General features: G+C 38.6%; 14 protein-coding genes and 1 other annotated feature. Of the genes, 12 read left to right on the top strand and 2 right to left on the bottom strand.

The window, feature by feature from the left end; genetic code table 11:
* From BM012_RS03220 to pheA, 9 genes are all read left to right on the top strand, one after another.
* Positions 1-1,434, top strand: a complete 1,434-nt coding sequence (locus BM012_RS03220; RefSeq protein ID WP_061802102.1) for an Rne/Rng family ribonuclease — start codon at positions 1-3, stop codon at positions 1,432-1,434.
* Between the two features lie 191 nt (positions 1,435-1,625).
* Positions 1,626-2,939 (top strand): CitMHS family transporter, encoded by a 1,314-nt coding sequence (locus BM012_RS03215; RefSeq protein WP_061802101.1) that lies wholly within the window; start codon positions 1,626-1,628, stop codon positions 2,937-2,939.
* 119 nt (positions 2,940-3,058) lie between these two features.
* Positions 3,059-3,131: a sequence feature (ribosomal protein L21 leader region), on the top strand.
* A gap of 14 nt (positions 3,132-3,145) precedes the next feature.
* Positions 3,146-3,454: a 50S ribosomal protein L21 gene (gene rplU, locus BM012_RS03210; protein WP_019391336.1), complete on the top strand. Its 309-nt coding sequence runs from the start codon at positions 3,146-3,148 to the stop codon at positions 3,452-3,454.
* Between the two features lie 11 nt (positions 3,455-3,465).
* Positions 3,466-3,798 carry a ribosomal-processing cysteine protease Prp gene (locus BM012_RS03205; protein WP_061802100.1) on the top strand — a complete coding sequence of 111 codons (333 nt, stop codon included), beginning with the start codon at positions 3,466-3,468 and terminating at the stop codon, positions 3,796-3,798.
* Between the two features lie 16 nt (positions 3,799-3,814).
* On the top strand, positions 3,815-4,105 hold the full coding sequence (rpmA, locus tag BM012_RS03200) for a 50S ribosomal protein L27 (RefSeq protein WP_019391338.1): 291 nt from the start codon (positions 3,815-3,817) through the stop codon (positions 4,103-4,105).
* Positions 4,106-4,288: 183 nt separating this feature from the next.
* A complete protein-coding gene (locus tag BM012_RS03195) occupies positions 4,289-4,840 on the top strand; it encodes a Spo0B C-terminal domain-containing protein (protein ID WP_061802099.1) in 552 nt (183 codons plus the stop codon).
* A gap of 39 nt (positions 4,841-4,879) precedes the next feature.
* Positions 4,880-6,166: a GTPase ObgE gene (gene obgE / locus BM012_RS03190; protein WP_061802098.1), complete on the top strand. Its 1,287-nt coding sequence runs from the start codon at positions 4,880-4,882 to the stop codon at positions 6,164-6,166.
* A gap of 32 nt (positions 6,167-6,198) precedes the next feature.
* Positions 6,199-6,648 (top strand): ACT domain-containing protein, encoded by a 450-nt coding sequence (locus tag BM012_RS03185; protein WP_019391341.1) that lies wholly within the window; start codon positions 6,199-6,201, stop codon positions 6,646-6,648.
* Positions 6,649-6,720: 72 nt separating this feature from the next.
* Positions 6,721-7,590: a prephenate dehydratase gene (pheA, locus tag BM012_RS03180; RefSeq protein ID WP_061802097.1), complete on the top strand. Its 870-nt coding sequence runs from the start codon at positions 6,721-6,723 to the stop codon at positions 7,588-7,590.
* 91 nt (positions 7,591-7,681) lie between these two features.
* Here the strand turns inward: pheA and BM012_RS03175 are convergent, their stop codons facing one another.
* Complete coding sequence (locus tag BM012_RS03175) at positions 7,682-8,224, bottom strand: transcription repressor NadR (RefSeq protein WP_061802096.1); 543 nt, start codon at positions 8,222-8,224, stop codon at positions 7,682-7,684.
* Between the two features lie 12 nt (positions 8,225-8,236).
* Positions 8,237-9,316 (bottom strand): IscS subfamily cysteine desulfurase, encoded by a 1,080-nt coding sequence (locus BM012_RS03170; RefSeq protein WP_061802095.1) that lies wholly within the window; start codon positions 9,314-9,316, stop codon positions 8,237-8,239.
* Between the two features lie 96 nt (positions 9,317-9,412).
* On the opposite strand from BM012_RS03170, the gene nadB reads away from it, so the two are divergent.
* The 3 genes from nadB to nadA are packed head-to-tail and all read left to right on the top strand — an operon-like array spanning position 9,413 to position 12,857.
* Positions 9,413-10,897, top strand: coding sequence for an L-aspartate oxidase (nadB, locus tag BM012_RS03165; protein ID WP_061802094.1), 1,485 nt, complete (start codon positions 9,413-9,415; stop codon positions 10,895-10,897).
* Between the two features lie 11 nt (positions 10,898-10,908).
* The gene (gene nadC, locus BM012_RS03160) at positions 10,909-11,763 is read left to right on the top strand and encodes a carboxylating nicotinate-nucleotide diphosphorylase (RefSeq protein ID WP_061802093.1); all 855 of its coding nucleotides are present in this window, start codon (positions 10,909-10,911) and stop codon (positions 11,761-11,763) included.
* The gene (gene nadA / locus BM012_RS03155; RefSeq protein WP_061802092.1) at positions 11,760-12,857 is read left to right on the top strand and encodes a quinolinate synthase NadA; all 1,098 of its coding nucleotides are present in this window, start codon (positions 11,760-11,762) and stop codon (positions 12,855-12,857) included. Before nadC ends, nadA begins: the two co-directional genes overlap by 4 nt.
* Positions 12,858-12,862 lie beyond the last annotated feature (5 nt).

Raw genomic sequence — 12,862 nt, 5'->3', positions numbered from 1 at the left:
ATGACAGCAAAATTGATAATCGAAACTGCAACAAATCTTCATAAGATAGCCCATTTACAGGATAGCCAAGTACAGGCTTTTTATATTGAAGAACAAAAAGCTATCCACTATGTTGGCAATATTTATGTTGGACGTGTGAAAAAAGTTGTAAAAGGAATGGACGCTGCTTTTGTAGATATTGGAGGAGACAAAAACGGATATTTACATAAAAGTGAAGTATTTCTTGACGAGCACGAGATGTTTACAGAACGTATAAAAGAAGGACAAAAAATTCTCGTACAAGTAAGCAAAGAAGAAAGAGGAACAAAGGGACCTAAATTGACAACGTTTATTGAATTTTCAAGCTCGTACGTTGTTTATTTTCCTTATAGCGGATACGTAGCTGTTTCAAAAAAGATAGCGGAAAAAGAAAAGTGGAAGAGCTTTGGGGAGAGCATTGTAGAAGGAACGGAAGGGCTTCTCTTACGAAGCGCCATTGAAGGAATGTCTCCTAGCAAAGTAGAACAAGAAATTGTTACCCTTAGAAAAGAAGCAGAGGGGGTTATTGGGGAGCTCCAAGCGGAAGGTACAGTACCTCGAGTTGTTTATCAAAGGGAAGATTTTATTACAAATATGATAAAAAAAGCAAAAATGGACAAGCTTGAGCTTATTGTTGATTCGTTTGAAACGAAAAAAAAGCTTCAAGCTTCTTTTCCAGAAGCAACGGTTATTTTTCAACGTGAGAAAGAGAGCCTTTTTGACATATATCATCTTCAAAAAGAGCTTGAAAAAGCATTGCAAAAAACGGTTTGGCTTCCGAGCGGTGGTTCATTAGTTATTGAAGAAACAGAGGCGATGACGGTTATTGATGTAAATACAAGCAGGTTTGTAGGAAAAACTTCTCAAGCGCAGACTGTTCTAGAGACAAATCTTGAAGCAGCGAAAGAAGTGGCTCGACAACTTCGCCTCCGCAATCTTGGAGGCATTATTATGATTGATTTTATTAACATGAAAAACAAAGAAGATGGAGAAAAAGTGTTACAAAAGCTAAAAACAGAAACAGAACAAGATCCAGTAAGGACGCTTATTTTTGGTTTTACAAGACTTGGGTTAGTAGAGGTAACACGTAAAAAAGAGCGAGACAGCTTGCAGCATCTTCTTCTAAAAGATTGTGGTGTTTGTAAAACAATGGGAAAATATAAAAATGAGAAGAAAACGTTGGATGATATAGAAGGGGAACTGCTTTCATATAAAGAAGAGGCAGCATGGATAGAACTTTCTCCTCTGCTTTCATTTAACAGGGAAGAGATGGAAAAATGGAAAGAAGAGCAAGGGATAGAACTTTACCTAACAGAAGGAGGAGAACTTACGCCATTTTACCGCCTCCGTCATATTGGTTCAAGAGAAGAAGTGGAGAAGAGAATAAAAGAAAATAAGGCTGAATTTCTATTTTAAAAAAGAAGGGTAAAACCTTCTTTTTTTTACTTAGTATATTCTCGTGAACAAAATGAACAAAAAGGATATTAAGAATTTAAAGCTCAATAATTTGTAAACGGTTACATTCAGAATTTTTTAATTTATAATATTTTTAGTGATGGACTATCGTTTTTTAGGGGAAATTTTCGAGAGACAAAGGGGGAGAAAATATGTTAGCTACGCTTGGATTTTTAATGATCGCCGTCTTTATGTATCTGATTATTACGAAACGAATGTCAGCTATGGTTGCACTTATTATTATTCCAATCTTGTTTGCAATAATTGGGGGATTTGCAGCGGGGTTAGGGGATATGATGCTTGCAGGGGTAGAGCAGGTAGCGCCAACAGGTGTTATGCTGATGTTTGCTATTTTATACTTTGGAATTATGATTGATGCTGGTTTGTTTGATCCGCTTGTATCTACAATCCTGAAAATTGTAAAGGGAGATCCAATAAAGATTGTCATGGGAACAGCTATTCTTTCCATGCTTATTGCTCTAGATGGAGATGGAACAACAACATATATGATTACAGTTTCAGCAATGCTGCCGCTTTATACAAGACTTGGAATGAATCCGTTAATCCTAACGTGTATTGCTATGCTTTCATTTAGCTTTATGAATATGTCTCCATGGGGTGGGCCTACAGCTCGTGCAGTAAGTGCCCTTCAGCTTGATGTTGCAGACGTCTTTTTACCACTTGTTCCAGTAATGATTTCAGCAGCGCTATGGACACTATTTACAGCTTATATTTTAGGAAAGAAAGAGAAAAAACGCTTAGGTGTTATCGACATCGACTATTCACAAAATCTAGCTTTTAACCAGCAGAGTGCTGCTGTAGATATTGGGGCGGATGACACTTCTATTAAACGTCCAAAGCTTCTATATGTAAACTTAGCTTTAACGATTGCTCTATTAGTATGTTTAGTGATAGGTGTACTTCCACTTGCAACTTTATTTATGATTGCCTTTGTTATTGCGCTTATGATTAACTATCCAAAATTTGATGAGCAAAAAGAGCGGATTTCAAATCATGCAGGAAACGTCCTTGCAGTTGTTGGCTTAGTATTTGCTTCAGGGATTTTTACAGGAATCCTTTCAGGAACAGAGATGGTTGATGCAATGGCAAATGCCCTTGTTTCTGTTATTCCTGAATCATTAGGTTCATTTTTCCCTGTTATTACAGCACTAACTAGTTTGCCGTTTACGTATTTTATGGCAAACGATCCATACTACTACGGAGTATTACCGATTTTAGCAGAAACGGCTTCAGCTTACGGTGTAGATCCTGTTGAAATGGCTCGTGCTTCTGTTTTAGGGCAACCAATTCATGCGATGAGTCCACTTATGGCTTCTGCATATTTATTAGTAGGAATGGCGAAAGTAGAATTTGGAGATCACCAAAAGTTTTACTTTAAATGGGCACTAGGTTCCTGTCTTGTGATGATCGCTGTAGCTATTGTTACGGGGATCATCACCTTCTAAAAAAACTGCAGCAGATGCTGTAGTTTTTTTTGTGTAAAATTTGGAATGACTTCATTAGAGAATATGATTGACATAGGGGGAAGAAATATAGTATTATTTTCTATGTGATTATTGTAGCACCCGTGCTACAACCGCGCAGAACAGGTTTTAAAGTCCATTGTGACACCTGGGATGGCGAGTCTGAGTCTTACAGGGAGGTGCAGAGAATGTACGCTATTATTGAAACTGGTGGTAAACAAGTTAAAGTTGAAGAAGGTCAAGCTATCTACATCGAAAAACTTAACGTAGAGCAAGACGAAACAGTAACTTTCGACAAAGTACTATTAGTAGGTGGGGACAACGTTAAAGTTGGAGCTCCTTACGTTGATGGTGCAACAGTTAGCGCTAAAGTTGAAAAACAAGGTCGCGCTAAAAAGATTACTGTATTCAAATACAAAGCTAAGAAAAACTACAGCCGTAAACAAGGTCACCGTCAACCTTACACAAAAGTTGTTATTGATAAAATCAATGCATAAGGAATGGTTGCATGGTTAAAGTAGTTCTTTCTCGTAATGAAGCAGGTCATATTACTTCTTTTGAAATAAGTGGACACGCAGACTTTGCGGAACACGGTAAAGATTTAGTATGCGCCGCTGTTACAGCTGTGTCATTTGGGACAGTAAACGCGATTATTTCTTTATGTGATACAATGCCAGGCCTTGAACAAGGTGAGGACGGCGGTTATTTTAACTGCCTCATTCCTGAAGACTTAGAAGAGGATGTTGCTCGCAACGTTCAGCTCCTTCTCGAAGGAATGGTTGTTTCACTTGAAACAATCGAGCGTGATTATGGACAATATATAAACATTGTATCTCAATAAAGAGGAGGTGGAACATATGCTAAGATTAGATCTTCAGTTTTTCGCATCGAAAAAAGGGGTAGGTAGTACAAAGAACGGTCGTGACTCTATCTCTAAACGCCTTGGTGCTAAACGTGCAGATGGTCAATTTGTAACTGGTGGTTCTATCCTTTACCGTCAACGCGGTACAAAAATCTATCCAGGTGCAAACGTTTCTCGTGGTGGAGACGATACTCTTTTCGCGAAAATCGATGGTATCGTAAAATTCGAGCGTTATGGACGTGACCGTAAAAAAGTGAGCGTTTATCCAGTAGCGCAAGAAGCTTAAAACGTAATCGTACACAAAAAGAAAACTCTAACCAAGATTGGTTAGAGTTTTTCTTTTTGTTGGGACAATTGCTAGGGTTGTGCTCATAGCCTAGATAATTTGCTATAATGCATATATGGTCTGTTTTGTCTTCTTTGCTATTGAAAGAAGAACAAAGCATGTTTTAAGGTAAGGGGTTGGAAAATGAGTAAAGAGTGGGATGTTGTTGAACTTTTAAAGCATGCACGCCATGACTGGCTAAATAGGCTGCAGCTCATTAAGGGAAATTTATCATTGAATCGTCTTGACCGTGTCCAACAAACGATTGAAGAGATTATTGCCATCTCTAAAAATGAATCAAAGCTAACGAGTACAGGGGCACATAAGCTGACTGCGTTTCTTTTAACATATGGATTTAGAGAAACGGTTTTAAAGCTCGATATCGAAGTGAACGGCGAAGTGTGTGATTTATCTCCTTATGATGAAGAGCTTGCAGATTGGTGTGAATCGCTTTTTTATGTACTAGAAAATGTAGCAAATAAAGAAAGTAATCATCACCTTGATGTTTCTTTTTATCTTGAAGAAGGTCCATCATTGTTTTTTGATTTCAGTGGCATAATAGAGAATGAAAAAAAGATAGAAGAATGGTTATCAAAAGAAACGTTAAACATGTTTAGTATAGCTTGCTACAAAATAGCAAAAGATGAATTGACGGTTCAGCTTGTTATGAATGAAAAGCAACACAGTAATTCATAAAAAGTAAGAACGTGATATAGGGAACGGAGTGAAAATTAAATGTTTGTCGATCAGGTCAAAGTCTACGTAAGAGGTGGAGACGGCGGAAATGGAATGGTTGCTTTCCGTCGTGAGAAGTATGTACCAAATGGAGGACCAGCAGGTGGTGACGGTGGTAAAGGAGCAGACGTTGTCTTTGAAGTTGAAGAAGGACTTCGTACACTAATGGATTTCCGCTATAAACGCCATTTTAAAGCAAAACATGGTGAGAATGGCATGTCGAAAAACCAACACGGACGAAATGCAGAGCCGCTTGTTGTCAAAGTACCGCCTGGAACAGTCGTAAAAGATGATGATACAGGAGAAGTTATTGCGGATCTAACAGAACACGGTCAGCGTGCGGTTATTGCTAAAGGAGGCCGAAGCGGTCGTGGAAACACACGATTTGCAACGCCATCTAATCCAGCACCTGAGCTTTCTGAGAAAGGGGAACCAGGTCAAGAACGCTACATTATCCTTGAATTAAAAGTACTAGCAGACGTTGGGCTTGTTGGATTCCCAAGCGTTGGGAAATCTACGCTTCTTTCAATCGTATCTGCAGCAAAGCCTAAAATCGCTGCGTATCATTTTACTACAATTGCACCAAACTTAGGAGTTGTGGAAACAGAGGATAGCCGAAGCTTTGTTATGGCTGACTTACCGGGGCTTATTGAAGGTGCACATGAGGGAGTAGGGCTTGGTCATCAGTTCCTTCGCCATATCGAGCGTACAAGAGTTATTGTTCATGTGATTGATATGTCTGGTATGGAAGGCAGAGATCCTTATGAAGATTACGTCACAATTAACACTGAGCTTAAAGAATATAATCTTCGCTTAACAGAGCGTCCTCAAGTTGTTGTAGCAAACAAAATGGACGTGCCGGAATCAGAGGAGAACTTAAAAGCGTTTCAGGAGAAAGTCGGCAAAGACGTAAAAGTTATTCCAATTTCAGCTATTGCACGTAAAGGACTTCGTGATCTTTTATTCACAGTTGCTGATCTTCTTGAAACAACACCAGAGTTTCCTCTTTATAGTGAAGAAGAGCTTGCAAATCAACATGTTATGTACAAGTTCCAAGAGGAAGATAAAGAGTTCCATCTTACACGTGATAGTGAAGGAGCTTATGTGCTTTCAGGTGAGAAGATTGAGAAACTATTCAAGATGACAGACTTCTCAAGAGATGAATCTGTACGCCGTTTCGCTCGTCAGCTTCGAGGCATGGGTGTTGATGAAGCATTACGTGAACGTGGAGCTCAAGATGGGGATATTGTAAAACTTCTTGAATATGAATTTGAATTCTTAGAGTAGATGGTAAAAGGGAACAGAGAGGGGAGTTCTCGTTGAAGAAAATCGATCAGAAATTTTATTTAGTTCGGGAGGATGTCTTACCAGAAGCAATGAAGAAGACGCTTGATGCAAAACTTCTGCTTGAACGTGGAAAGGCAGACTCAATTGCTGACGCTGTACAGCTTGTTGATTTAAGTCGCAGCGCTTACTACAAGTATAGAGAAACGGTATTTCCGTTTCATACTATGGTGAAAGAACGTATCATCTCGCTTTTCTTCCACTTGGAAGACCGCTCTGGTACTCTTTCACATCTATTAGGTCTTGTTGCTTCAAGCGGGTGTAATGTATTAACAATTCACCAGACTATTCCACTGCAAGGGCGTGCAAATGTAACCCTTTCACTAGATGTTTCTGGTTTAAAAACAGATCTAGAAGACCTTCTTTCGAGATTGCGGGCATTGGAATTTGTTGATAAAGTAGATGTATTAGGCTCGGGAGCTTAATAAAAACAGCTTGACGATCAATCAAGCTGTTTTCTTTACATATTAAATTTTGAAAAATAAAAAAATAAAGACATGGGAGAGAGAACTGTGAAGAAAGTTGGATATTTAGGACCAGAAGCAACATTTACACATATTGCCGTAGAATCTGTTTTCAAACAGATAACCTCACATCCGTATCGCACTATTCCTTCGTGCATTGATGGCGTAACAGACAGAGAAGTAGATTATGCGGTTGTTCCCTTAGAGAATGCTCTTGAAGGCTCCGTAAACTTGACTCTTGATTATTTAATCCATGAAAAACGTCTACCAATTGTAGGAGAGATTGTGTTGCCGATCCGTCAACATTTTATGGTGCATCCCAAATATATAGATGAGTGGCAAAATGTTGAAGGCGTGTATTCGCATCCACATGCAATTGCTCAATGTCATAAATTTCTTCATGATACATTTCGCAACAAACCTCTACATGAAGTAACATCAACGGCCTATGCAGCAAAACATGTTTATGAAAAAGAAGATGAGAAGATAGGGGCAATTGCAAACGAGTTTGCGGCAAAAAAATATGGATTACAAATTGTCAAAAAAGATGTGCATGACTACGATCATAATACAACGCGTTTTCTCATCTTAAATCAAGAAAATGCCCCCCTAGAGCAAACGCTTTTAGAACATAACGGTTATAAAACAACGCTGATGATTACACTATCCGAAAACCCAGCAGGAGCCCTACACCGTGTGTTGTCTGCTTTTTCTTGGCGCAATCTTAACTTATCAAAAATTGAATCACGTCCAATGAAAACAGGACTTGGGAATTACTTCTTTATTATCGATATCGAGCAAAAGCTTGATGATGTATTGATCCCTGGAGCAATTGCTGAAATCGAAGCATTAGGGTGCGGAGTAACCCTTTTAGGAAGCTATCCTTACTACATTATCAAATAGGAACGGCTCTAGTACAGCTTAGGAGCCTTTTTAGAACAAAGAAAAGAACGCTTGTAGTTCCAAGCGTTCTTTTCTTTGTTCTAAAAGTATTTTATTCTTCGACTAAAATTCCTGCCTCACGCAAAGCTTCACACGCTTCATCAAGCTGTTTTGAGGAATCAGCTTCAACTGTGTGAAGGTGACCGCCTTTTGTTAGTTCAAGCAAGAAAGCAGCTTTCGCTGAGCGGATTTTATCAATAAAGTTCGCGACATCTTTGCGATTGCGAAGACCAAGCGAAGCAGTAAGCTCTCCATAAACAGAATGTTCGACGATTACATCTTTTACTGTGACACCATGGTCAACAAGGAGAAGAAGCTCGCGTTCCGATTCGTCTGGGCCGTGTTTACAAGCAATAATGCGAGTTTGTTTTTGCTCTGCTTGTGTTCTCGACATATAAAGATAGCCTTGACTTGTGGCCATAATAGGCTCGTTTCGCGCTTTTAATAGCGAGATGTCTTGTACGATAACTTGTCTACTCACATTTGTACGTTTTGATAGGTCACTGCCTGTTAACGGAGCGTTCGAATCTTTTAACCATTGAAGCAAAAGGTCTCGTCTTTTTTCCCCTAAAATCTTTTTTTGTTCATCCTTCATTTTTGAACTCCTTTATGAGGTTGTTAATAATTTTAAGCAGTCTGTAAAAGCTTTAATGTCTTCAATCGTTGTTGAAGTGCCAAATGAAATGCGAAAAAGCTGTTTACTTTCATGAACGTTTTTTCCCATTGCTATCATATATGGGGAAGGTTCCTGCTGTCCAACAAGACAAGCGCTTCCTGTTGAAATGGCAATATTGTACTTATTGCACCATAGCATAACATACTGACCTTCTAAGCTGTCCATCTTCATTCCAACGATAGAAGGAAGAGCGTCAGGAGGGCTTATAATTTCAGCTGATACAGGGATATGATGGATAAGCTTTCTTCTTAAGTTTACATGACTGTTATAGGTATCCGTCAATATTTTCTTTTGTTCCTGCGCAGCAACAGTAAACGCAACAATACTTGGCACATCAATCGTACCATGCTGCTTCACTTTAGGGATTTCTTTAGAAAGATAAAGAGCGCCAGTTCCTTTTGGTCCATATATTTTATGACTTGCGATGGATAAGCTCGTAATGTGCATATCTCTTACATTAATAGGAAGCTTTAAGAAAGATTGAACTCCATCACAGTGGAACGGGATGTTATATATCTTAGCAATCTCTCCAATTTCTTTTACAGGATGAACCGTTCCAAGCTCATGATTGACGTGTTGAATGGCGATAAGACACGTCTCATCTGTAATACATTCACGCAAGTTTTCAAGATTAATCGTGCCATCTTCCATAATGGATACATAAGAGATATCATATCCTTCTTCTTCTAGTGTATCCCAAAGACTCAGAAGTGACGAATGTTCGAGCTTTGAAGTAATAATATGTTTTTTAGAAGGGGGAGAACTCCCTAATATACTCTTAACAGCAAGCAGGTTACTATCAGACCCACCGTTTGTAAAATATATTTCTTCCTCGTTAGCTTGGATATAAGAAGCGAGTTCAGCTTGACACATTTTCACCATTTCTTTCGCTTTTGTTCCTTCATCATGAAGGCTATTTGTATTTCCATAAAATTTTTCAGCACTTTCACAATAAGCCTGTAGCGCGTTTTTACTTATGGGTGTTGTTGCAGCATAGTCTAAATAAATCATTTTGTTTCTCCTTTATAAAAATCAAAGTCTTGTATTTTATTAAATAATATGTAAATATAGGTGTCAAGACACATGTAAAGTTGAGGGGTAGTAATTATGATATATGATGTCATTTTGATTGGAAGTGGCCTTGCAACACTTGTAACAGCAGCGAAGCTATCAGATGACAAAAGGATCCTTGTCATCACAAAGGATGAGTTGAAACAAAGCAGTTCTAGTCTTGCACAAGGTGGAATTGCTGCTGTTATGTCACCTGATGATCATTGGAAATATCACTATGAAGATACTTTAAAAGCAGGTCATTATTATAACGATAGGGCAGCTGTTTCTATGCTCGTTAGAAGAGCTCAAACCGAAATAAACATCTTAATAAATCAAGGAATGACCTTTGACAAAGAGAATGGCCAAGTGGCGTTAGGTATGGAGGGCGCGCATAGTAAACGACGTATTTTGCATGCTGGTGGTGATGCAACAGGGAGAGAGCTTGTTCGCCATTTTCGAAAAAAAGTATATGGTCAATCAAATATAACAATCGTAGAACACGAGCCTGTTCATACATTACATGTTGAAGATGGGCGCTGTATTGGTGTGTTCACCGAACAAAATCATTATTACGGCCGCCACACTGTACTAGCTTCAGGTGGATGTGGAGGTCTTTATCGTTTTAGCTCAAATCCAGATGAAAACAGAGGAGACGGAATAGCTCTTGCTTACCGTGCAGGTGCTACATTAAAAGATCTTGAATTTATCCAGTTTCATCCTACTCTTCTTCATAGAGATGGAGAAGCATTTGGACTAGTTTCAGAAGCTGTAAGAGGAGAAGGCGGAAAGCTTGTAGATGAAAAAGGAAAGGCTGTTATGGATACTCATCCCCTAAAAGATTTAGCACCTCGTGATATTGTTGCACAAACCATTGATATGAAGTTGAAAAAGGGAAGCAAAGTATTTTTAGATATTACAAATATCTCAAACTTTCCAGAACGCTTTCCAACCATTCATAACAACTGTGTAAAAGCATTTGGATATCAGCCTTCTTTACTTCCTGTCGCTCCTGGAGCGCATTTTCAACTAGGTGGAGTTGCTGTAAATGAAAATAGCGAATCATCCATTCCTAATCTTTATGCAATTGGAGAAGTTGCATGTACAGGTGTTCACGGAGCAAATCGACTGGCAAGTAACTCTTTATTAGAGATTCTTGTTTATGGAAGTCGCTTAGCTACTCATTTAAACAATGAAGGAGAAGGCAATATTCAGGAAAGCTTTTTTACATCACTCAAACCGAAAAAAACAATAAAAGTAACCTTACCATCTATTCAAGAGATTCAGAGAAACCATGAAGAGGGAGCTGGGATTGTTCGGTGTAGGGAAGAGCTGGAAAAATGCATAAATTGGTGTGCTCAATATCTAGAAAAAGTATCAGAAGAAAAGCTGCACCTTTATGAGCGAGATGCAATCGAAAAAATAAATATGCTGAGAACAAGCTTTCTTATTTTATCGGCTGCTTCAGAACGTCGAGAAAGTTTAGGTGTGCATATGCGGAGTGATACAAAAGAGATAAGTCAGCGAGAATTTATTGGATAGGAGACGGAATGATGAATGAGTTAAAAGTGAAAGAGAAGTTAACTGAATTTTTAATAGAAGATATTGGATGTGGAGACCTAACGACTGACTCTCTTGGAAATAAGGACCAGTGGATTCAAGGTCATTTTATTTCAAAAGAAGACGGTATTTTTGCAGGAGAAGAAATTATTAAGTTAGGTTTTTCGTTGATTAGTAAGGATACTGAAGTAATTCTTTTTAAACATGATGGTGATTGCATCGTGAAGGGAGATATTATCGCTTCTGTTGAAGGAACTTTTTCAACACTTATGGCTGGGGAGCGAGTAATTTTGAATCTTGTGCAGCGGATGAGTGGAATTGCGACAATGACAAATGAATTTGTCCATATTCTTGACGGCTCAGGAATCCGGATTTGCGATACAAGAAAAGTTATGCCAGGTTTAAAAATATTTGATAAATACGCTGTGACATGTGGAGGGGGCTATAATCATCGCTTTGGCCTTTATGATGGAGTGATGTTAAAAGACAACCATGTGGCTGCCGTAGGATCAACAGGAGATGCAATTAGAGAAGTTCGAAAGCGAGTTGGTCATATGATTCGCGTAGAAGTAGAGATTGAAACAGAAGAAGCACTTCTCCAAGCAGTAGAGGCGAAAGCAGATATTATTATGTTTGATAATCGTTCTTCAGAAGAAATTAAGAGCTGGATGAGGCATGTTCCAGACCATATTGTTACAGAGGTTTCAGGGGGCATTACGCTCGAAAATATTCATCAGTATAGAGAAACAGGCGTGAACTATATTTCAATCGGTGCGTTAACACATTCTGTTTCAGGACTTGATATTAGCTTTAATATTGCCTCGCAGAAGGAAGGGGAAGGAAAATGAGCATTTTAGCGGGTTTTGAAGAGAAACTATCGATTATTCCACAAAAATATAAGGAACAAGATGAGAAAGAACTTATTGCAATTGTTGAACGAGTAAAGAAAAACCTTGGTGATAGATTGTTTATTCTCGGTCACCATTATCAAAAAGATGAAGTTATCCAGTTTGCCGATGTAACAGGAGATTCTCTTGCTCTATCAAGAGTCGCTTCAGAACAGACAAAAGCAGACTACATCGTTTTTTGCGGCGTGCATTTTATGGCCGAAACCGCTGATATTTTAACAAATCCACACCAGCAGGTAATTTTACCTGATATGCAAGCAGGCTGTTCAATGGCCGATATGGCAAACCTTCAACAAACAGAAGTAGCATGGTCATATCTTACTGAACAGTTTGGAAACACGATTGTGCCGCTCACATATGTAAACTCAACAGCTGAAATTAAATCATTTGTTGGCGAAAATGATGGAGCAACGTTAACAAGTTCAAACGCAGCCAAAATTGTGCAATGGGCGCTCGGTAAAAAAGAACGAATTTTATTTCTCCCTGATCAGCATCTTGGACGAAATACAGCGTACGAGTTAGGTATTTCGCTAGAAGAGATGGCTTTATGGGATCCAATTCAAGGAAAGCTTGAATACGAAGGTAATTATGAAGACATCAAAGTTATTTTATGGAAAGGGCACTGCTCTGTTCATCAAAACTTCACAGTGAAAAATATTGAAGCATTGCGAGCAACACATAGCGATATTAATATCCTTGTTCATCCTGAATGTTGTTATGAGGTTGTTCAAGCCTCAGACTATTCGGGCTCAACCTCTTTTATTATTGATAAAATTAATGAAGCTGAAAAAGGATCAAAGTGGGCGATTGGTACGGAAATGAACCTTGTTAAACGATTAATTGATAACAACCCTGACAAACAAATTATGTCCTTGAATCCTTATATGTGTCCATGTTTAACAATGAACCGAATTGACTTACCACACCTTGCGTGGGCCCTTGAGAGCATTGAGGATAATAAGCCAATCAATATTATAAAAGTTCCTGAAAAAGTACAAAAAGGAGCATTAGCAGCTATTGGAAGAATGCTTTAATATAA

Source organism: Priestia endophytica DSM 13796 (assembly GCF_900115845.1).
GTDB lineage: Bacteria > Bacillota > Bacilli > Bacillales > Bacillaceae_H > Bacillus_I > Bacillus_I endophytica.
Note: the sequence above shows the minus strand (reverse complement) of the source record. Positions and strands in the feature narration are given on the sequence as shown.

What these genes read in the sequence shown, in the direction of transcription:
- rplU (WP_019391336.1), top strand. Translation starts at nt 3,146, where the DNA reads ATGTACGCTATTATTGAAACTGGTGGTAAACAAGTTAAAGTTGAAGAA.
- BM012_RS03175 (WP_061802096.1), bottom strand. Translation starts at nt 8,224, where the DNA reads ATGAAGGATGAACAAAAAAAGATTTTAGGGGAAAAAAGACGAGACCTT.
- pheA (WP_061802097.1), top strand. Translation starts at nt 6,721, where the DNA reads ATGGGAGAGAGAACTGTGAAGAAAGTTGGATATTTAGGACCAGAAGCA.
- nadB (WP_061802094.1), top strand. Translation starts at nt 9,413, where the DNA reads ATGATATATGATGTCATTTTGATTGGAAGTGGCCTTGCAACACTTGTA.
- BM012_RS03220 (WP_061802102.1), top strand. Translation starts at nt 1, where the DNA reads ATGACAGCAAAATTGATAATCGAAACTGCAACAAATCTTCATAAGATA.
- BM012_RS03205 (WP_061802100.1), top strand. Translation starts at nt 3,466, where the DNA reads ATGGTTAAAGTAGTTCTTTCTCGTAATGAAGCAGGTCATATTACTTCT.
- BM012_RS03195 (WP_061802099.1), top strand. Translation starts at nt 4,289, where the DNA reads ATGAGTAAAGAGTGGGATGTTGTTGAACTTTTAAAGCATGCACGCCAT.
- nadC (WP_061802093.1), top strand. Translation starts at nt 10,909, where the DNA reads ATGAATGAGTTAAAAGTGAAAGAGAAGTTAACTGAATTTTTAATAGAA.
- rpmA (WP_019391338.1), top strand. Translation starts at nt 3,815, where the DNA reads ATGCTAAGATTAGATCTTCAGTTTTTCGCATCGAAAAAAGGGGTAGGT.
- BM012_RS03215 (WP_061802101.1), top strand. Translation starts at nt 1,626, where the DNA reads ATGTTAGCTACGCTTGGATTTTTAATGATCGCCGTCTTTATGTATCTG.
- obgE (WP_061802098.1), top strand. Translation starts at nt 4,880, where the DNA reads ATGTTTGTCGATCAGGTCAAAGTCTACGTAAGAGGTGGAGACGGCGGA.
- nadA (WP_061802092.1), top strand. Translation starts at nt 11,760, where the DNA reads ATGAGCATTTTAGCGGGTTTTGAAGAGAAACTATCGATTATTCCACAA.
- BM012_RS03170 (WP_061802095.1), bottom strand. Translation starts at nt 9,316, where the DNA reads ATGATTTATTTAGACTATGCTGCAACAACACCCATAAGTAAAAACGCG.